Annotated in this window: 20 protein-coding genes; 17 read left to right on the top strand and 3 right to left on the bottom strand. The window is 74.2% G+C overall.

All coding sequences use genetic code 11. The annotated features are described in order from the left end of the window. Positions 1-4 precede the first annotated feature (4 nt). Together helR and ACI79H_RS00185 are read right to left on the bottom strand one after the other, a co-directional pair. Positions 5-2,152 (bottom strand): RNA polymerase recycling motor ATPase HelR, encoded by a 2,148-nt coding sequence (helR, locus tag ACI79H_RS00190; protein ID WP_456552346.1) that lies wholly within the window; start codon positions 2,150-2,152, stop codon positions 5-7. A gap of 93 nt (positions 2,153-2,245) precedes the next feature. Next, positions 2,246-2,833, bottom strand: a complete 588-nt coding sequence (locus ACI79H_RS00185) for a hypothetical protein (RefSeq protein ID WP_456552345.1) — start codon at positions 2,831-2,833, stop codon at positions 2,246-2,248. 170 nt (positions 2,834-3,003) lie between these two features. On the opposite strand from ACI79H_RS00185, the gene ACI79H_RS00180 reads away from it, so the two are divergent. Both ACI79H_RS00180 and ACI79H_RS00175 read left to right on the top strand, forming a co-directional pair. Beyond that, entirely contained in the window at positions 3,004-3,450 is a 447-nt protein-coding gene (locus ACI79H_RS00180; RefSeq protein WP_456552344.1) for a hypothetical protein, read from the top strand. Continuing rightward, positions 3,447-4,535, top strand: a complete 1,089-nt coding sequence (locus ACI79H_RS00175; protein ID WP_456552343.1) for a hypothetical protein — start codon at positions 3,447-3,449, stop codon at positions 4,533-4,535. The genes ACI79H_RS00180 and ACI79H_RS00175 overlap by 4 nt, the downstream gene beginning before the upstream one ends. 60 nt (positions 4,536-4,595) lie before the next feature. On the opposite strand, the gene ACI79H_RS00170 is transcribed toward ACI79H_RS00175, so the two are convergent. Next, entirely contained in the window at positions 4,596-4,832 is a 237-nt protein-coding gene (locus ACI79H_RS00170) for a hypothetical protein (protein WP_456552342.1), read from the bottom strand. Positions 4,833-4,915: 83 nt separating this feature from the next. Here ACI79H_RS00170 and cutA point away from each other — a divergent pair, with 83 nt between their 5' ends. The 15 genes from cutA to ACI79H_RS00095 all read left to right on the top strand — a co-directional run bounded on the left by cutA (position 4,916) and on the right by ACI79H_RS00095 (position 19,656). Next, entirely contained in the window at positions 4,916-5,242 is a 327-nt protein-coding gene (gene cutA / locus ACI79H_RS00165; RefSeq protein ID WP_456552341.1) for a divalent-cation tolerance protein CutA, read from the top strand. A 119-nt stretch (positions 5,243-5,361) separates the two neighbouring features. Further along, entirely contained in the window at positions 5,362-7,068 is a 1,707-nt protein-coding gene (locus ACI79H_RS00160) for a putative bifunctional diguanylate cyclase/phosphodiesterase (RefSeq protein WP_456552340.1), read from the top strand. A 15-nt stretch (positions 7,069-7,083) separates the two neighbouring features. Next, a complete protein-coding gene (prfB, locus tag ACI79H_RS00155) occupies positions 7,084-8,196 on the top strand; it encodes a peptide chain release factor 2 (protein ID WP_456552339.1) in 1,113 nt (370 codons plus the stop codon). Positions 8,197-8,378: 182 nt separating this feature from the next. Continuing rightward, the gene (gene ftsE, locus ACI79H_RS00150; RefSeq protein ID WP_456553098.1) at positions 8,379-9,059 is read left to right on the top strand and encodes a cell division ATP-binding protein FtsE; all 681 of its coding nucleotides are present in this window, start codon (positions 8,379-8,381) and stop codon (positions 9,057-9,059) included. A 53-nt stretch (positions 9,060-9,112) separates the two neighbouring features. Beyond that, positions 9,113-9,997: a permease-like cell division protein FtsX gene (ftsX, locus tag ACI79H_RS00145; RefSeq protein WP_456552338.1), complete on the top strand. Its 885-nt coding sequence runs from the start codon at positions 9,113-9,115 to the stop codon at positions 9,995-9,997. Positions 9,998-10,113: 116 nt separating this feature from the next. Then, positions 10,114-10,590, top strand: coding sequence for an SsrA-binding protein SmpB (smpB, locus tag ACI79H_RS00140; protein ID WP_456552337.1), 477 nt, complete (start codon positions 10,114-10,116; stop codon positions 10,588-10,590). Positions 10,591-10,631: 41 nt separating this feature from the next. Beyond that, positions 10,632-11,183 (top strand): hypothetical protein, encoded by a 552-nt coding sequence (locus tag ACI79H_RS00135; protein WP_456552336.1) that lies wholly within the window; start codon positions 10,632-10,634, stop codon positions 11,181-11,183. Positions 11,184-11,199: 16 nt separating this feature from the next. Then, positions 11,200-12,123 carry an NADP-dependent oxidoreductase gene (locus ACI79H_RS00130; protein ID WP_456552335.1) on the top strand — a complete coding sequence of 308 codons (924 nt, stop codon included), beginning with the start codon at positions 11,200-11,202 and terminating at the stop codon, positions 12,121-12,123. Positions 12,124-12,229: 106 nt separating this feature from the next. Beyond that, positions 12,230-13,387, top strand: coding sequence for a serine hydrolase domain-containing protein (locus tag ACI79H_RS00125; RefSeq protein WP_456552334.1), 1,158 nt, complete (start codon positions 12,230-12,232; stop codon positions 13,385-13,387). A 35-nt stretch (positions 13,388-13,422) separates the two neighbouring features. Continuing rightward, entirely contained in the window at positions 13,423-14,322 is a 900-nt protein-coding gene (locus ACI79H_RS00120) for an amidohydrolase family protein (protein ID WP_456552333.1), read from the top strand. Beyond that, on the top strand, positions 14,322-14,699 hold the full coding sequence (locus tag ACI79H_RS00115; protein WP_456552332.1) for a VOC family protein: 378 nt from the start codon (positions 14,322-14,324) through the stop codon (positions 14,697-14,699). The genes ACI79H_RS00120 and ACI79H_RS00115 overlap by 1 nt, the downstream gene beginning before the upstream one ends. Positions 14,700-14,741: 42 nt before the next feature. After that, positions 14,742-15,734: a GNAT family N-acetyltransferase gene (locus ACI79H_RS00110; RefSeq protein WP_456552331.1), complete on the top strand. Its 993-nt coding sequence runs from the start codon at positions 14,742-14,744 to the stop codon at positions 15,732-15,734. 9 nt (positions 15,735-15,743) lie between these two features. Further along, positions 15,744-16,622, top strand: coding sequence for an SCO6745 family protein (locus ACI79H_RS00105; RefSeq protein WP_456552330.1), 879 nt, complete (start codon positions 15,744-15,746; stop codon positions 16,620-16,622). Between the two features lie 66 nt (positions 16,623-16,688). Continuing rightward, positions 16,689-18,302 carry an SLC13 family permease gene (locus ACI79H_RS00100; RefSeq protein WP_456552329.1) on the top strand — a complete coding sequence of 538 codons (1,614 nt, stop codon included), beginning with the start codon at positions 16,689-16,691 and terminating at the stop codon, positions 18,300-18,302. A 217-nt stretch (positions 18,303-18,519) separates the two neighbouring features. Beyond that, positions 18,520-19,656 carry a magnesium and cobalt transport protein CorA gene (locus tag ACI79H_RS00095; protein ID WP_456552328.1) on the top strand — a complete coding sequence of 379 codons (1,137 nt, stop codon included), beginning with the start codon at positions 18,520-18,522 and terminating at the stop codon, positions 19,654-19,656. Positions 19,657-19,672: the final 16 nt, after the last annotated feature.

Genomic DNA, 19,672 nt, shown 5'->3' with positions numbered 1-19,672 from the left:
GACGTCAGCCGAGGACGACGAGGCGCTGCGTCGCCCGCGTCATCGCGACGTAGCGGTCCACCGCGCCTTCGACGCCCTCGCCGAAGGACTCCGGGCGCACCAGCACGACCAGGTCGAACTCCAGCCCCTTCGCCAGCACCGGCGTCAGCGAGCGCACCCGCTCGGAGCCGGCGAAACCCGGCTCGCCGATGACGCAGGCGACCCCCTCGGGGTGCCCGGCCAGCCAGTCGTCGAGCACCGACCGCAGCTCGGTCACCGACCCGTGCTGCACCGGCACCCCGCTGCTGCGGATCGAGGTCGGAACGTTGGCGTCCGGCAGCGCCGCCCGGATCACCGGCTCGGCCTCGGCCATGACCTCCGCCGGCGTCCGGTAGTTGACCGTCAGCGAGGCCATCCGCACGTCGCGCACCCCGACCCGCGCCAGCCGCTCCTCCCACGACTCGGTGAAGCCGTGCCGCGCCTGCGCCCGGTCGCCGACGATCGTGAAGCTGCCCGAGGGGCACCGGAGCAGCAGCATCTGCCACTCCGCGTCGGTCAGCTCCTGCGCCTCGTCCCCCACCACGTGCGCGAACGGCCCGGCCAGCGGGTCGCGCTCGGCGGTCGGCAGCGCCGCGTCGTCGACCAGCGCCGACCGGAGGTCGTCGTGCCGCAGCGACGTCATCAGCAGCAGCTCGGAGTCGTCGGCCTGGATGAGCTCGTCGATGACGCCGGCCATCCGCTCGCGCTCGCGTGCGGTCACCGCGGCCTGCCGGCGCCGCCGCCGCTCGACGCCCGGGTCCCCGAGCCGCAGCCGCGCGGCGTCCAGCCACGGCAGGTCGGCGAGCGTCCAGGCGGCGGGGTCGGTCCGCTGCAGCGCGCGCACCTCGTCGGGTTGCAGCCAGGGCGCGCAACGGCGCAGGTAGGCCGGCACCGACCAGAGGTCCGCGACGACGTCGGCCGCCTCGAGCAGCGGCCACGCCCGGTCGAAGGCGCCCCGCAGCTCGCGGTCCTGGTCCAGCACCTCGCGCACCTCGTCGCGGGAGGCGTCGGCGTCCCCGGCCGCGTCGACGAGGATCGTCAGCAGCTCCTCCCGCACCCGCTCGCGCGCCTCGTTGTGCGGGGTGCCGGGGTCGGGCGCCTCGAACGCCTCGGCCCAGTCCTCGGCGCCCAGCCGCAGGTCCCCCCACGGCGTCTCGACCGTCAGCCCGCGCGCCGGCGGCTCCTCGTAGAAGCGCACCGCCGCCTCGACCACCTCGCCGACCCGGGCGGTCGCCTTGAGCCGCGCCACCTCGTCGTCCGGCTCGGTGCCGGCCGCCGCGCCCTCAGGCACCAGGTCGCGCAGCGTCGCCGTCCGCACGCCCTCCTCGCCGAGGCTGGGCAGCACGTCGGACACGTAGGCCAGGTAGGGCTCGTGGGGCCCCACGAACAGCACCCCGCCGCGGTCGTGCCCGACCCGCGGATCGGCGTAGAGCAGGTAGGCGGTGCGGTGCAGCGCGACCACCGTCTTGCCCGTCCCCGGCCCGCCGTCGACGACCAGCGCCCCGGTGGAGCCGGCGCGGATGATCGCGTCCTGGTCGGCCTGGATGGTGCCCAGCACGTCCCGCATCCGGGGGGACCGGGTGCTGCCCAGGCTGGCGATGAACGCCGACTGGTCGTCCAGCGCGGCATGGCCCTCGAGCCCCTCGGGCGTGAAGACCTCGTCCCAGTAGTCGGTGATCCGGCCGCGGGTCCAGCGGTACCGGCGCCGGCTGACCAGACCCATCGGGTGCGCGTGGGTCGCGGCGAAGAACGGCTCGGCCGCCGGGGAGCGCCAGTCGACCAGCAGCCGCCGGCCCGTGCTGTCGGTCAGCCCGAGCCGGCCGACGTGGACCGGTTCGCCGTCGGCACCGACGATCCGGCCGAGGCAGAGGTCGAGGCCGAACCGGCGCAGCGTGCGCAGCCGGGCGGTCAGCCGGTGGATCTCCAGGTCGCGGTCGAGCGCGGCCTGGCCGTCACCGCCGGGGGCGCGGCGCTCGGCGTCCAGGCGGGCGGACAGCTCGGCGACGGATTCGGCGAGGCTCGCGGCGATGGCCGCGAAGTGCTGCTCGTCAGCCGCGATCAGGGCCGGATCGGCCTTGGCGGCGAGGGTGTCGGGGAGGGCGAAGGTGCTGGTGGTCAGCGGTTCCACGGGCATCAGCTCCGATCTGAGGAGCGCGACCGTAGACCCGAAAAAACGGCCTCATGAGGCTTGACCAGAACTGCTACAAAGAGAGTGGCGGGAGGTGCGTCAGCGGGTCGCCACCGGCGCGGAGCCGGGCACCTCGTTAAGCGCCTCGACGACGAAGCGGGCGCCGTCCCAGGCGTAGGTCACCGTGCCCACGTGGCCGGGGCAGCAGGTCGGGTCGTCGCCTGCGACGGTCGGTCCGCTCAGCGTCACCGTCGCGCCGGCGGTGCTCACGGTCGCCTCCGGGAAGAACAGGTCCCCGCCCAGCACGCCGAGCAGAGCCGGTGCGGCTCCGCTGACGTCGAGGACGACGACGCGGCTCGCCGGGGTCGAGGTCGCCGACGGGCAGCCGGCCTGCACGAGCACCTCGGCCACGCCGTCACCGGTCACGTCCGCGGCGGTGCGCCGCACGGTCCCGTCGTCCCAGGCATCGGCGGGCAGGCCGGCGGCCACCCAGTCGGTGCGGGAGGCGCAGCCGAAGGCCTCGTACGCGAGGCCCTCCAGGTCGTCGGCAGCGGTGGCCGGCACGGCCTTGGCGGCGGCCTTGCCGCCACCCTCCGCGGCGCCGGGTCCGGCGGCGCAGCCCGCCAGCACCAGCGCGGCGCCGACGGCGAGGAAGCGGCGGAGCCGGCCGCGGGGGGAGGAGGTCACGGAATCCCATCGGGACGCCGGGCCAGGACGACGACCACCCCTCACCCCTCGGGGTGAGGTCGCCGCCTCATCACCGCGGGTGACCGCCGCCCGAACCGGGTGTCGCACGACCGGGTGACCGCGCGACCGGGCGGTCCTCGCGCCGGAACCGTGCGCCCTACCGTGCCCGGGTGCGCATCGCCGGACGCTTCGGGGCACCGGTCCTCATCCTCGCCGGCCTCGTCGCCGCGGGCTGCGGACCGGCCGAGGACGCGCGCCCCGAGCAGGCGGCCGACGCGTCCTACGAGGCGCCCGCCGGCACTCCGGCGTTCTGCACCCGGCTGGCATCGGTCGAGGAGCTGGGCGAGCTGCCGCTCTCGGTCGGCCTGCTCGTGGCCGGGGACGACGTCGAGGCCCGCACCGGCATCAGCCAGGTGGTGCGGGAGCTCCGCGGCGTGCTCTCCGACGTCCGCGACGGGGGCGGCCCCGAGGACCTCGCGACGGCGCTCGACGGCCTGGTCGCCTCCCTCGGCTCGGTCGTGGACGGGCCCCTGACCGACGCGGTGCTGCGTGCGGTGTCCGCCGGTCTCGCCGAGGTCGGCGCGACGGCCCAGCCGGTCTGCGAGTTCGCGACGTGAGGCGCTCGGTGCCGGCAGCGGCCGTGCTGCTCGTCCTGCCGCTGCTCGGGGTGCCGTCGGCCGCGGCGGCCCCGCCCGGCGGCCGGACCGCGGAGCTGTGCGACGCCGACGAGAGCCGCGGCGGTGTGGCCGCAGACTTCCCGATCGAGGCCTGCGTGGACGGCACCGCGATCACGTTGCGCAACGACCGCGACCGCTCGGTGGCGCTGAGCGGCGTCGGTGACCTCGGCGTCCCCGTGCGGCTGCGCAGCGAGAACAGCGCGGTCGCCGCGGCCGTGCGGCTCACCGCCGAGGACCAGGTCGTGCTCATGCCCGGCGAGGTGGTGCGGTGGCCGGTCGGCCCGCAGGCCGCCTCCCTGACGGTCTCGCCGCTGCCCGTCGCGGCGGCACCGGAGATCGCCGCCCTGCTCCGCGAGTGGCTGGCCGGAGCGCCCGACGAGCGGCCGACCGTGGCCGCCGCCCTCATCGGCGGGCTGACCGCCGAGCTGCGCACCCGGGACGCCTGCGTCGAAGGCAGCAACTTCCTCGGGACGACGGCCTGCGACGTGGTCGCCGCGGCCGCGATCGCCGAGGAGGTGGCCGACCGGCTGGACCGTCGCACCGCCGTCGAGGTGCTCCCGCTGCTGCTCGACCCGGGGTCGTGGCGCGCCTGGCCCGCGATCGACCCGGACTGGCCGGCCGATGCGGTGGTGACCCAGGAGCAGACGGCAGTCGTCGTCCCGGCGCCGGTCGAACCGCCGCCCGCCGCCCCGCCCGTCGCCCCGCCCGTCCCGGCTCCGGCCCCCCGGGCGCCGGCGCCCCGCCCGGCGGCTCCGGCTCCCGCGCCGGCTCCGGCTCCGGCTCCCGAGCCCGCACCGGCCCCGGCGCCAGCCCCCGCGCCTCCTCCGGTGGCCGCGGCCCCGCCGGCGCAGCCCCACGTGCCGACCCTGCCGGAGATCTACGAGCGCAACCTGCAGTGGCTGCGCGAGCTGGCGGCCGCCTGGGAGCGCGCCGTGCAGGAGCAGCTGCAGCGCGAGGCCGAGCAGGGGCGTGCCCAGGGAACGGGGCACCGTCCCGGGCAGGGCCAGGGGCACGGGCACCGCTGAACGCGGCACGGGGCGGCCGCGATCGCCCGCGACCACCCCGTGCCGTCCTGCTGGGGCGGATCAGCCGCCGCGCCGCACCTCGGCCTCGAGCACGCCGCGCACCGCGGTCGCGAGGGCCTCGTCCGAGGTGTCGCCCGACTGCAGCGCCGAGCGGGCGGCCTCGGGCAGCGTGCTGCCGGCCACGGTGTCGAGCCACGTGACGTCGCCGTCGACCCGGCGCCCGACCTGCAGGTCCTCGCCGTCGCGCCGCACCACGTAGGTCTCGCCGTCGATCTCCATCGTCATCTCGTCGGTCATGAGGCCCCCCTACCCCCGCGGGCGGGGAAGTTATCCGGCCGTCCGCGAAGTCGCGGGCCGGGGCGGTGCACGAGGATCGCGCCGTGGACGAGGAGTGCTGCGAGATCGTCATCACCGACGCGGACGCCGACCGGCTGGTCGCGCTCACCCGCACGCTGGTGGAGGAGCGGCTGGTGGCCTGCGGTCAGCAGGTCGCCCCGATCCGCTCGGTCTACCGCTGGGAGGGGGCGGTGCACGACGAGGCCGAGGCGCGTGTCGCGCTGCACACCCGCCGGTCCCTCGCCGACGCCGTCGTGGCTCGCGCCGTGGAGCTGCACGCCTTCGACGTGCCGTGCGTGCTCGTCCTCCCCGTCGCGGGCGGCAATCCGGCGTACTTGCGCTGGATCGCCGCGGAGACGCGCGAGCCGTGAGCCGGCTCACCCCATGGGGCGACCGGTTCCGTCCGTAGTTGTTCCGCCTGCCCGGCGCTGCCGATACGAGCCCGGAGCGGGTGCCGGCCGGCGTCCGCGGGAGAACGGGGGTGGGGACCGTGCGACCAGGACGTGCGCTGCCCGTCGAGACCGTGCTCGACGCACTGCCCGCACCGACGCTGCTGATCGACCGCGACGGCACGGTGCTCCTGGCCAACGCCGCCTGGGCGCGGACCGCCGTGGAGCTCACCGACGACCGCGTCCGCATCGCCGTCGGCGACGACTACTTCGCGATGGCCCGCGCCATCCGGGACGACGCCCGCACCGCCGCGCTGGTGGCCGGCGTGCACGAGGTCTCGATGGGCCTGCGCGACGCGATGGCCGCCGACTGCGCGGTGCCGCTCGCCTCGGGCACCCGCTGGTACCACCTCGAGGCCTCGCGGGTCGACGCTGCGGGCACCGTCGTCCTGACCCACACCGACGTCACCTCCCGGGTGCGGGCCGAGCGCGCCTCGGCCTGGCAGGCGCGGCACGACGCGCTCACCGGTCTGCCCAACCGCGCCCACCTGCACGAGCTCGTCGACGCCGACCTCGCCGCCCCGCGCACGCCGGTCGCCGTCCTCTTCCTCGACGTCGACGGGTTCAAGGAGGTCAACGACTCGCTCGGCCACGAGACGGGGGACGACCTCCTCCGCCAGGTGGCCGATCGGCTGACCGCCGCCGTCCGCGAAGGTGACACCGTCGGGCGCCTCGGTGGGGACGAGTTCGTCGTCCTCGCGCGCGGATGCACCCCGGAGGAGGCCGAGGCGCTCGCCGAGCGGCTCCGGGCCACCCTGGAACGGCCCTTCGACTCCGCCGGCCGCACCGTCGGGCTGGGCGCGAGCGTCGGCATCGCCGGCACCTCGGGTGCCCGGTACCACCGCGCCACCGACCTGGTGCGCGACGCCGACCTGGCGATGTACGCGGCCAAGGCCGCCGGGCGCAACCGGGTGCACGTCTTCAGCCCCGACCTGCGCGACGCCGCCGAGCGCCGGGCCGCCCTGGCCGGCGAGCTCCGCGACGCGCTCGTCCGCGAGGAGCTGGCGCTGCACTACCAGCCGGTCCTGCGCCTGCCGTCGGGCCGTTGCATCGGGGTGGAGGCGCTGGTGCGCTGGCAGCACCCCGAGCGCGGCCTGCTCGCGCCGGCCGAGTTCCTGCCCACCGCCCAGGCCCACGACCTGATGACGCCGCTGACCCGCTGGGTCCTGCGCGAGGCGACCCGCCAGCTCGCCGCCTGGACGAGCGCCGGCCTCGACCTCGTCGTCGGCGTCAACGTCGGGGCGGACCAGTTCTCGTGCGGCACGCTGGTCGCGGACGTGTTCGCGGCGCTGGCCGCGGCGGGCGCCCGCCCGGAGCAGCTGGTCGTCGAGCTGACCGAGACCTGCGTCGCCGAGGACCCCGTCCGCGCCGCCGAGCAGATGGCCGAGCTGCGGCGGGGCGGCGTCGAGGTGTCCATCGACGACTTCGGCAGCGGGTTCTCCTCGCTCGGCCAGCTGGTCACCCTCCCGGCCGGCGTCCTCAAGATCGACCGCAGCCTGGTCAACTACGCCGAGGGGCACCGCGAGCGGGCCGCCGCGGCCATCGCCGCGATCGTCGCGCTGGGGAGGGCCTGCGGGATCCGCAGCCTCGCCGAGGGCGTGGAGACCGCGGAGCAGCTGGCGCTGGCCGCCGAGCTCGGGTGCAGCTCCGCCCAGGGCTTCCACATCGCCCGGCCGATGCCGGTCGGCGCGGTGCCCGCGTGGGTGGCCGCGCACCACGCCGGGCTGCCTGCCGGGGCGCGGGGCTGACTACCCTGGGTCGACGTGGCCGCTGACTTCTCCGTCGTCCTGGACGAGCTGAACACGACTCTGGGGTCGATCGAGGCCGTCCTCGACGTCGACGACCTCCGCCAGGAGGTCGCCGAGCTCGAGCAGCAGGCCGCCGCGCCGGACCTGTGGAACGACGTCGAGGCCGCTCAGGCGCTCACCTCGCGGCTGTCCTATCTGCAGGGGACGCTGCGCCGGGTCGAGGAGCTGCGCAGCCGGCTCGACGACGTCGCCGTCCTCCGCGAGCTGGCCGAGGAGGAGGGCGACGAGGGCACGGTCGCCGAGACCGAGCGCGAGCTGGAGAGCATCCGCGCCGTCATCGACGAGCTCGAGGTGCGCACGCTGCTGTCCGGCGAGTACGACTCGCGCGAGGCGCTGGTGACCATCCGGTCCGAGGCCGGCGGCGTGGACGCCGCCGACTTCGCCGAGATGCTCATGCGCATGTACCTGCGCTGGGCCGAGCGGCACAAGTACCCCACCGAGCTGCTCGACGTCAGCTACGCGGAGGAGGCCGGCATCAAGTCGGCCACGTTCGCGGTCAAGGTGCCCTACGCCTACGGAACCCTCTCGGTCGAGCAGGGCACCCACCGGCTGGTCCGCATCTCGCCGTTCGACAACCAGGGCCGCCGGCAAACGTCGTTCGCCGGCGTCGAGGTGCTGCCGGTGGTCGAGCAGACCGACCACGTCGACATCCCCGAGAACGAGATCCGGGTCGACGTCTTCCGGTCCTCGGGCCCCGGTGGGCAGAGCGTGAACACCACCGACTCCGCCGTCCGCATGACCCACATCCCGACCGGCATCGTCGTCTCCTGCCAGAACGAGAAGTCGCAGATCCAGAACCGGGCGGCGGCGCTGCGCGTGCTCCAGGCCCGGCTGCTGGTCGTCCGCCAGCAGGAGCAGAAGGCCGAGATGGACGCGCTCAAGGGCGAGGGCTCGAGCTGGGGCAACCAGATGCGCTCCTACGTGCTGCACCCATACCAGATGGTCAAGGACCTGCGCACCGAGCAGGAGAGCGGCAACCCCGGCGACGTGCTGGACGGCGGCATCGACGCCTTCATCGAGGCCGGCATCCGCTGGCGCCGCTCGCAGGAAGCCACCTCGGCCGCCTAGCTGCCGCTGTAGGGGAGGTCACTCGGGCGGGCCGATCGGCGCCCGGTGCCGACCCTCCGTGACCGGTCTCCTGGGCGAACGCCGGAGGACGGTCACGGACCGCGAGAACGAGCCCCGCGCGTTCCGTGGCGTACGCCGGTTCGGGGGCCTCCGGGCTAGTACCGTGGCGCCTCGTGATCGAAATGCAACACGTCACCAAGCTCTACCCGGCGAGCGGCCGGCCGGCCCTGGACGACGTGTCGACGGAGATCGACAAGGGGGAGTTCGTCTTCCTCATCGGTTCGTCCGGCTCGGGCAAGTCCACCTTCCTGCGGCTGCTGCTGAAGGAGGAGGACCCGACCTCCGGCACGATCAAGGTGAACGGCAAGACGCTGAACACCCTGAGCAAGTGGCACGTGCCCAAGCTCCGCCGCACCATCGGCTGCGTCTTCCAGGACTTCCGGCTGCTGCGCAACCGCACCGTGGCGCAGAACGTCGCGTTCGCGCTCGAGGTCATCAACAAGCCGCACCGCACCATCCGCAAGGTGGTGCCCGAGGTGCTGGAGATGGTCGGCCTCGAGGGCAAGGCCAACCGGCTGCCCGGCGAGCTCTCCGGTGGCGAGCAGCAGCGGGTGGCCATCGCCCGCGCGTTCGTCAACCGGCCGCTGGTGCTGCTCGCCGACGAGCCGACCGGCAACCTCGACCCGGAGACCAGCGAGGGCATCATGCTGCTGCTGGAGCGGATCAACCGGACCGGCACCACGGTGATCATGGCGACGCACGACTACCACATCGTGGACTCGATGCGCCGTCGCGTGATCGAGCTCAACGGGGGAGCGCTCACCCGCGACCAGTCGCGCGGCGTCTACGGCGTGGGCCGCTGAGCGGCCCCGCCCGCCGCTGACCGACTCCTTCCGAACACCACGACAGGACATCCATGCGCGTCAACTTCGTGCTCTCCGAGGTGGCCACCGGGCTTCGTCGCAACCTCACCATGACGGTGGCGATGATCCTGACGACGGCCATCTCGCTCGGACTCATGGGCACCGGCCTGCTCATCGCCGGGATGATCTCCGACATGAAGGAGATCTACTACGACAAGGTCCAGGTCTCCATCTTCCTCGCCGACGGCGTGACCGACGAGCAGCGCGGCGCCATCGAGGCGCAGCTGTCGTCGTCGTCCGAGGTCAAGAGCTACGTCTACGAGAACAAGGACGAGGCGTACGAGCGCTTCCAGCAGCAGTTCAGCCAGCAGCCCGAGCTGGTGCAGAACACCCCGCCGGACGCGCTGCCGGAGAGCTTCCGCGTCGAGCTGGTCAACCCCGAGCGCTACCCGGTCATCGCCGAGCAGTTCCCCAACGGGGAGAACGGCGTGGACCAGGTCCGCGACGAGGGCGACTTCCTCGACCGGTTGTTCAGCCTGCTCAACGGCGCCCGCAACGCGACGATCGCCGTGGCGGTGGTCCAGGCGCTGGCGGCGCTGCTGCTGATCTCGAACACGATCCAGCTGGCCGCGTTCAACCGCCGCAACGAGACCAGCATCATGCGGCTGGTCGGTGCCTCCCGCTGGTACACCCAGCTGCCGTTCATCCTCGAGGCGGCGCTCGCCGGCCTCATCGGTGCGCTGCTGGCCATCGGCGGGCTCGTGGTCACGAAGGTCCTCTTCGTCGACCGCACGCTGTCCGGGCCGATCAAGGCGGGCATCATTCCGCCGGTCGACTGGGGCCAGATCGCGCTGATCAGCCCGGTCATCGCCGCGGCCGGCGTGGGCCTGGCCGGCGTCGCCGCCTACGTGACCCTGCGCCTGTACGTCCGGCTGTAGCCCCGCACGTCCTCCACGAGATCTGCACACTCGGGCCCTTCAGCGCGCTGATGGCCCCGAGTGTGCAGATCTCGCGGCGTTCCGGGGTGATCACGGGACCGACGTAAGGTGGAGGGATGCCGCGGGAACAGGGGCGCAAGTTCATCGCCCAGAACAAGAAGGCGCGGCACGACTACTCGATCCTCGACACCTACGAGGTGGGCCTGGTGCTCACCGGCACCGAGGTGAAGAGCCTGCGTGCCGGCCGGGCCTCCCTCGTCGACGGGTTCGCCTCGATCGACGACGGCGAGGTGTGGCTCCAGCACGTGCACATCGCGGAGTACGCCGAGGGGACATGGACCAATCACGCCCCGCGCCGCAAGCGCAAGGTGCTCATGCACCGCAGCGAGATCGACAAGCTGATCGGCAAGATCAAGGAGGGCGGGCTCACGCTGGTCCCGCTCGACCTGTACTTCAAGGACGGCAAGGTCAAGGCCACGCTGGCGCTGGCGAAGGGCAAGAAGGCCTACGACAAGCGGCACGACATGGCCGAGCGCGACTCCCGCCGCGAGATCCAGAAGGCCTTCGGCCGGTACGTGAAGGGCCGCCGCTGAGGCTGCGGTAAAGCGCTCGACCGCCCGGGGAGGATCGGCGGGTGCAGATCACGTTCCGGCGGATGGCCGACCGGCGTCCGGTCGAGACCCTCGTCGAGCGGGACGACGGCGTCGTGTTCGCGATGCGCGGCGCCGGCGGTGGGGCGGACCTGCCGCACGACCTCGTGCACGCCGTCGTCGAGACGGCGCTGCCGCTCGCGGACGGCATCTGGGGCTGCATCGCCGACGGCGTGGTGTGGGGCAGCATGCGGCACCTCTCGGGACGGCGTCCCCCGCACGCGGCCGACCGGTCGGAGAAGCTGAAGCGCGACCGCCACGACGCGGTGCAGCGCGCGGAGCACGTGGCCGACCTCGTCGGCCGGCTGGCGCGGGGCGAGGACGTGCCGCCGTCGGCGGTCGCGGCGGTGGGCGTGCCGCGCGAGCGGGTGGACGCCGCGGTGGGTGCCGTCCGGGATGCGGCCCGCCGCTGGGCCGCGCTGCCGGTGGGGGAGGAGTGGGTCGTGGAGTGGCCGCCGCCGGACCGCGGCCGCCGTGCAGCAGCGCAGCCGCGGCGGGCACCGGCTCCGCGGTCGCGCCGCGGCTCCGACCGCTGACGCCTACGGTGGCGGCATGCGCGGAATGGCCTACGACCGGTTCGGCGACGACGACGTCCTGACGCTGCGGGACGACCTCCCGGAGCCGCCCGTCGGACCCGACGTCGTGCTGGTCCGCGTGCACGCCGCGGGCGTGAACCCCGTGGACCTCGGCATCCGCGCCGGCGGCCTGGCGAGCCTCTACCCGCACCACTTCCCGATCGTCCCGGGCTGGGACGTCTCCGGCGTCGTCGAGGCGGTCGGCCCCGCCGTGGTCGCCTTCGCGCCCGGTGACGAGGTGTTCGGTTACGTGCGTCGCGACGACGTCCAGTGGGGGACGGCGGCCGAGCTGGTGCCCGCACCGCAGCGCTGCCTCGCGCACAAGCCGCAGTCGCTGTCGTTCGCCGAGGCCGGGGCGCTGCCGCTGGCCGGCCTGACCGCCTACCAGTCCCTCACCGAGGCGCTGGACGTCGGCGAGGGTGACCGCGTGCTGGTCCACCGGGCGGCCGGCGGCGTCGGCTTCAACGCCGTGCAGATCGCCGTCGCCCTGGGTGCGCACGTCATCGGGACGGCGAGCCCGCGCAACCACGGCTTCCTCACCGACGCCGGCGCCGCCGAGGTGCTCGACTACTCCGCCGGGCCGATCAGCGAGCAGCTGTCCGAGCCGGTCGACGCCGTCCTGGACCTGGTGGGCGGGGAGACGCTGGCGGACGCGCCGAAGCAGGTCCGCGACGTCTCCCGCATCGCGTCGGTGGTCGACCCGTCGGTCAACGACCTGGGCGGACGGTACGTGTTCGTCCGCCCCGAGCAGCACGACCTCGAGGAGCTCGGGCGCATGGCCGACGCCGGGCAGCTGCGGGTGCCGATCGCCAAGGCCTTCCCGCTCGAGGACCTGGTCGCGGCGCACCGCCTGCTGGGCGAGGGCCACGTGCGCGGCAAGGTCGTCGTGACCCTCCGCTGAACCGGCCCACGGCACCGGTCACCCCCACCGGCGCGGCGGGCGCACCGCGCGCCGCGTCCGGGCGGGGTCCCTGTCGGCGCACGACCCGGCAGGGCAGCGTGCCCGCATGCCCGGATCGCGGCGCGTCCTCGTCCTGCTCGCCTCGCTCGTGGTCGCCGTGCCGCTGCTCGCAGCACCGGCCGTCGCCGGACCGCCGCGCGCTCCGGAAAGGGGCGAGCTGCAGAGCGCGCTCGACGCCCTCGTCGCGCAGCCCGGAGGACCGCCCGGCGCCGTCGTGACCCTCGGCCGCGGCTCCCGGCTCGACGTGCTCACCGCCGGTGCCGCGGACCTGGCGACCGGCCGCCCCGCCGAGGCGGACGACGCCATGCGGGTGGCGAGCGTCGCGAAGGCGTTCAACGCGGCGACCGTGCTGCACCTGGTCTCCCGGGGCGCGCTGTCGCTGGACGACACCGTCGGCGCCCGGCTGCCGGGGCTCCCGGCCGCGTGGTCGCCGGTCACCTTGCGCCAGCTGCTGGGGCACACCAGCGGGATCCCCGACTTCAGCCGCAGCCCGCGCTTCGCCGAGGCGCTGCTGGCCTCCCTGCTCGACCCGCCGCCGCCCCGGGAGCTGCTGTCCTACGTGGACGAACCGGCGCTGCTGTTCCCGCCCGGGGCGGAGTACCGGTACTCCAACTCGGACAACATCGTGGCCGCGCTGATGGTCGAGCAGGCGACCGGACGCAGCTACGCCGACGTGCTGCGGTCCGCGGTGCTCCGTCCGGCCGGGCTCGCCGCCACGGACCTGCCTGTCGGCGCCGAGCTGCCCGAGCCCGCGATCCGCGGCTACGACGTCTCCGAGCAGCCGCCCGAGGACGTAACCGAGGCGTTCGCGGCGGGCTGGACGTGGGCCTCCGGCGGCGTGGTCTCCACGCCCGCCGACCTGGCCCGGTTCATCGGCGCCGACGTCCGCGGGGACTTCACCGACCGGCGCGCGCGGGCCGAGCAGTTCACCTTCCGCCCGGGGTCCTCCGAGCCGCCCGGCCCCGGCCGGAACGGCGCCGGCCTGGGGCTGTTCCGGTACGAGACGCGCTGCGGCACCGTCTACGGCCACACCGGCAACACCGCCGGGTACACCCAGTTCGCCGCCGCCACCCGTGACGGGCGGCGGACGGTCACCGTCTCGGTCAACGGGCAGATCACCCCGGCCGCCGCGCCGGAGCGGTTCGACCAGCTGCGCGCGGTGTTCGAGCTCGCCACCTGCGCGGCCCTCACCCGGCACCGCTGACCGAGCGCCCGGCGGGGGACCGCTACGGTCCGCGGGTGACCCTGCGCCCGCCGGTCGACGACGCCGACGTCCCCCGCTACTGGCGCGAGCTCGGGCTGCCCGGGCTCGTCGACGTGCACGTGCACTTCCTGCCCGAGCGCGTGCAGGCGAAGGTGTGGGAGTACTTCGGCCGGGCGCGCGACCACTACGGCACCGCCACCTGGCCGATCACCTACCGGCTCCCGGTGGAGGAACGGCTCGAGGTCCTCGACCGGCTGGGCGTGCGGGCGTTTCCCACGCTGCCGTACCCGCACAAGCCGGGCATGGCCGCCTGGCTCAACGAGTGGTCCGCAGGGTTCGCCGAGGGCCGCCCGCAGGTGCTGCAGTCGGCGACGTTCTACCCGGAGCCGGAGGCGGCGGGCTACGTCGTCGAGGCGCTGGACCGCGGTGCCCGGCTGTTCAAGGTGCACGTGCAGGTCGGCGCCTTCGACCCGCGGGACCGCCTGCTGGACGACGTCTGGGCACGGCTGGAGCGGACCGGCACGCCGGTGGTCATCCACTGCGGGTCCGGACCGCTGGCCGGCGAGCACACCGGGCCGGAGCCCATGGCCGGCCTGCTGCAGCGTTTCCCGCGGCTGCAGCTGGTCATCGCCCACCTCGGCATGCCGGAGTACGCGGAGTTCCTCGCCCTGGCCGAGCGGTACGAGCGGGTGCACCTGGACACCACGATGTTCGCCACCGACTTCACCGAGCGCGGCAGCAACGCCTTCGACCGCGCCCTGCTGCCCCGGTTGTCGGACCTGCGGGGCAAGGTGCTGCTCGGGAGCGACTTCCCCTCGATCCCGTACCCCTACGCCCACCAGCTGGAGGCCCTGCACCGGCTGGACCTGGGCGAGGAGTGGCTGCGCGCCGTGCTCTGGGGCAACGGCGCCCGTCTGTTCGGCCTGGAGGCCTGATGCCCGGCATCTCGTTCACCGCCACCGTCCTCGGCACGCCCGACCCGCGGGGCCTGGCCCGCTTCTACCAGCGGCTGCTGGGCTGGCCGATCCGCGACGACACCGACGAGTGGGCGACCCTGCGCCCGGCCGACGGCAGCACCGGGCTGTCCTTCCAGCTGGAGTCCGACCACGTGCCGCCGGTCTGGCCCCCGGAGCCCGGGACCCAGCAGATGCAGCTGCACCTGGACCTCTTCACCGACGACCTGCCGGGTGCGTGCGCGCTGGCCGAGGAGGCCGGCGCGCAGCCGGTGGGCGGGCACGAGGACGACGACGAGGTCGTGCGGGTCTACCGCGATCCCGCCGGCCACCCGTTCTGCCTCTTCACGACCAGGTAACCCGCTGGCTCCCCGCCGGGGCGCTGCCTAGGCTCCCGCGGCGTGGCAGCTCCTCCCGTCCTCCCCGGCGGCCTGACCGTCGGGCGGCTCACCCCGGACGACGTCACCGACGCCGCGGCGCTGCTCGCCGTCACGGAGACGGTCGACGACACCGGTGAGCACTGGAGCGCCGAGGACCTGACCGAGTGGTGGGTCAACGACCTGGTCGACCTCGACCGGGACGGCCTGGCCGTGCGTGCCGGCGACGGCACCCTCGTCGCCTGGGCGACCGTGCTGGCGCTGCCCGACTTCCGCGACGCCTTCCGGATCGAGCTGGAGGCCCGGGTGGCCCTGCCGTGGCGCGGCCGGGGCGTCGGCCGCGCCCTGCTCGCCTGGCAGCTCGCCCGCGGGCGCGAGGTGCACGCGGAGCGCCACCCGGCCGCGCCCGCCGTCCTGGCGGTGGAGGCGCCGACCGCCATGACCTCGCTCGCCTCGCTGCTGCGCCGCGCCGGCCTGGACGAGGAGCGGTGGTACCGCTCGATGGAACGGCCGCTGGACGCACTCGCCGAGGTGCCCGAGGTCGCCGGCATCGTGCTCGTGCCCTTCACGTGGGAGCGCGACGAGGAGGTCCGCCGCACCCACAACGCCTCGTTCACCGAGCACCACGGCTCCGCCGAGCGGGACGTGGCCACCTGGCGGACGCTGTTCACCGGCCAGCGCGCGTTCCGGCCGGACCTGTCGCTCCTGGCGCTCGAGGACGGCGACGTCGTCGGCTACGCGCTGGGCTACGTGCACCGGGCGGACTCGGCCGCGAACGGCTACGACACCGTGCACCTCGGCCAGATCGGCGTGCTCCCGGCGGCGCGCGGGCGCGGCGTGGCCTCGGCGGTCATCGCCGGGGTGCTGCGTGCGGCCGCCGCGGCCGGCTGCCGCAGCGCCGGGCTCGACGTGGACAGCGGCAACTCCACCGGCGCCGTCGGCCTCTACGAGGGCCTGGGGTTCCGGACCACCCGCACCTCGGTCACCTGGTCGCTCGCGCTGCGCGCGGGTGGCTAGGGTGCGCGCATGGTCAGCGCTGATCCGTCCACCGACGTCCTCGACCCGCGGCAGATCGCGCGGGCGCACCGAGCGATCGAGCTGGTGCACTCGCACGTCTACTTCGCCCCGGAGACCGAGCAGCACCTGACCGCGGTGGGGCTGCGCCCGGGCCGGATGTGCTACTTCGCCGGCCGCTCGGCGGCGATGGGCGCGGTCGGCGCCGGCGCGGTGACCGGCACCTTCTACAACTTCTCGCCGGCCCTCGTGGCGCGCACGATCCCGGCGGCCTGGGAGCTGGCGACCCCCGAGCAGGTGCTCGCCGCCCGCCTCGACGCCGCCCGCGCCTCCCTCACCCGGCTGCTCGGCGACATGGCGTCCGCCCCGGAGGTCGGCGAGCTGGGGGAGCTGCTCCGCGAGGCGTGCACGGCGCTGAGCCCCGAGGGGCGCGCGCTCTACGCGGGCCACGCGGACCTGCCCTGGCCGGAGGAGCCGCTGCTGGTCCTGTGGCACGGGGCCACCCTGCTGCGCGAGCACCGCGGGGACGGGCACGTCGCCGCGCTGCTGCACTCGGGCCTGTCCGGCATCGAGGCGCTGGTGACCCACACGGCCATGGGCCGCGGCTTCACCCCGGAGGCGGCCAAGGCCACCCGCGGGTGGAGCGAGGAGGAGTGGACCGCCGCCGTCCAGGCGCTGGCCGACCGCGGGCTGGTCGACGACGCCGGCCTCACCGAGGAGGGCGTCGAGCTGCGGGCGCGGCTCGAGGTGCACACCGACGCGCTGTCCGCCGACCCCTGGCTGCTGCTCGGCCCCGAGCGCACGGCCCGGGTCGTGGAGCTCGCCAAGGGGTTCTCCCGGCAGCTGGTCGCCAACGGCGCGCTGAGCGCATCCGGCCTGGCCAGGGGCTGATTCCCCGGGTCGCCGTCGGCGGCCGCGCTCCCTAGGGTCAGGAGGATCTCAGACCCGGGAGGCGTCATGACCGCAACGGAGCGGCCGCAGGTCCAGCGCACCGACGTCGACGCCGCGTTCCGCGGCAGCGCGACCTACCGGAGCCTGGGGGAGCAGGAGCTCAGCCCTGCCGAGGAGCGGTTCGAGAAGGGCCGGCGCACCGTCGGCCTGTTCCTGGCGCCGGTCGTCACGATCGTCTTCGCCCTCATCCCGTTCGACCTCCCGCGCGACCAGCACCTGCTCGCGGCGATCCTGCTGGGCGTCATCGTCCTGTGGATCACCGAGCCGGTGCCGATCCCGGTCGGCGGGCTGATCGGCATCGGCGCGATCGTGACCATGGGTGTCGTGCCGGCCGACGACGCGCTGGCCCCGTTCGGCTCGACGACGGTCTTCACCTTCATCGGGGCCTTCATCCTCGCGATGGCGATGCTCAAGCACGGCCTCGCGCGGCGCTTCGCGATGTTCGTGCTGTCCCTGAAGTGGGTCGGCACCTCGACCTACCGGGTGGTCATCGCCTTCGGCGCGATCACCGCGCTGCTCTCGGCGTTCGTGTCCAACACCGCCACCGTCGCGATGCTGCTGCCGACGGCGCTGGGCATCCTCTCGGTGATCGCCAAGCTGCTGCAGGACAAGGAGCTGGTCAAGCCCGACTTCGACCCGCTGCGGCTGCGCGTGGGTGCGGCGCTCATGCTGATGCTGGCCTACGGGGCCAGCGTGGGCGGGCTCATCACCCCGGTGGGCACCCCGCCGAACCTGATCGGCCGCGGCCTGATCGAGGAGGCGACCGGCGAGCGGATCGGTTTCCTCGACTGGATGCTCATGGCGCTGCCCATCTGCGCGCTGATGTTCGTCGCCCTCGCCGTCGTCCTGCTGCTGTTGAACAAGCCCGAGATCCGGCGGATCGAGGGCGTCAGCGAGTACGTGCAGCAGGAGCGGGGCGAGCTCGGGAAGTTCTCGCGGGCCGAGCGCAACACGCTGATCGCCTTCGGCGTGACCGTCGCCTGCTGGATCTTCCCGGGCGTCATCGCGCTCACCGCGGGCACCGAGTCCGACCTCTACACGACCATCAGCGACCGGATGGACGAGGGCATCATCGCCGTCCTCGGTGCCTCGCTGCTGTTCCTGCTGCCGACGGACTGGAGGGCGCGGGAGTTCACGCTCAACTGGAGCGACGCCGCCAAGATCGACTGGGGCACGATCCTGCTGTTCGGCACCGGGATCATCTTCGGCTCGCTGCTGGCCAGCACCGGCCTGGCCGAGACCATCGGGAACGCCTCGGCGGACAACCTGGGCCTCAGCAGCACCTTCGCCATCACGGTCTTCGCCGTGATCCTCGCGATCATCATCAGCGAGACGACGAGCAACACGGCCTCGGCCGCCGTCGTCGTGCCGATCATCATCCCGGTGGCCATGGCCGCGGGCATCAACCCGTTCGTGCCGGCGCTGGCCGCGACCTTCGCCGCCTCGTTCGGCTTCATGCTCCCGGTGTCGACGCCGCAGAACGCGATCGCGTACGGCTCGGGCGTCGTGCCCATCACCAAGATGATCCGCAGCGGCATCTCCTTCGACGTCCTCGGTGCGCTGCTGATCGTGATCCTGCTCCCGGTGATGGTCGACCTGGTGCTCGGCAGCGTCGGCTGACCGTCGTGGGCTGTTCACCCGCTGGGGCGACGCGGATCCGGCGCAGCGTGACACCATGGACGACGGCCGGCTGACGGACGCCGGCCCCGAGGAGGACGGAGGCGAGCGCATGCGCAGCGAACCCCCGAGTACCGGTCCCGGGGTCCCCGGCCGCTGACAGACGGCGGCGCAGGGGGCCCACGCGTCCCTCGTCCTCCCGCCGTCCCCGGAGTCCGTCATGACCGAGCGCCGCCGCGCGCCGCTGAGCGCGCTCAGCACCCTCACCCGCCGTCCCCGGCCGGAGATCCGCCTCGCCCCCGCGCCGCAGCAGGGGGCGGCACCGCACGCGAGCACCTCGCGCGTCGTCGACAACGCCGTCTACTCCGGCGGGCGCCGGGTGGCGACGCCGGACTCCGCCGCCGGCAGCCGCGCCGAGCTCGACCTCGGCGAGGAGCGGCTGGTCTGGCTGGGGCTCTACCGGCCCGAGCCGCAGGAGCTGGGCGAGCTCGCCGAGCTGTTCGACCTGCCGGAGCTGGCGGTCGAGGACGCGATCAAGGCCCACCAGCGGCCCAAGCTCGAGCGCTACGGGAGCACGCTGTTCGTCGTCCTCAAGGCGGCGCGGTACGAGGACGCGGCCGAGGAGGTCGAGTTCGGCGAGCTGCACCTCTTCCTCGGCGCGGACTTCGCGATCACCGTGCGGCACAGCGAGTCGCCGGACCTCTCCCGCGTGCGCCGTCGCCTGGAGAGCGAGCCGGCGCTGCTGGCCCGCGGCAGCGAGGCGGTGCTGTACGCGACGCTGGACGCCGTCGTCGACGGATACCGGCCGGTCGTCGACGGCCTGGCCACCGACATCGACGAGATCGAGACCGAGGTCTTCCGCGGCGACCCCGGGGTCTCCCGGCGCATCTACGAGCTGTCGCAGGAGGTGCTGGAGTTCCAGCGGGCCGCGCAGCCGCTCACCGGCATCCTCGCCGCGCTGACCGCCGGCTTCGACAAGTACGGCGTGGACGAGGAGCTGCGCGGCTACCTGCGCGACGTCGCCGACCACGTGGTGCAGGTCATCGAGCGGGTGGAGGCGTTCCGGCTGCAGCTGCGCGACATCCTCACCGTCAACGCGACGCTGGTGGCGCAGCGGCAGAACGAGGAGATCCGCGAGCTCACCGAGGCCTCGATCGCGCAGGGCGAGGAGGTCAAGAAGATCTCGGCGTGGGCGGCCATCCTGTTCGCACCCACCCTCGTGGGCACCGTCTACGGGATGAACTTCGACGACATGCCGGAGCTGCACTGGTCGTTCGGGTACCCGTTCGCGCTGGTCGCGATGGCGGGGGTCAGCCTCGCGCTGTACGCGGTGTTCAAGCGGCGCGGCTGGATCTGAACCCCCGATCGGCGCT

This window comes from Blastococcus sp. SYSU D01042 (assembly GCF_054050515.1).
The sequence above is the reverse complement of the archived record's forward strand: the minus strand, read 5'-3'. Positions and strand labels throughout refer to the sequence as shown.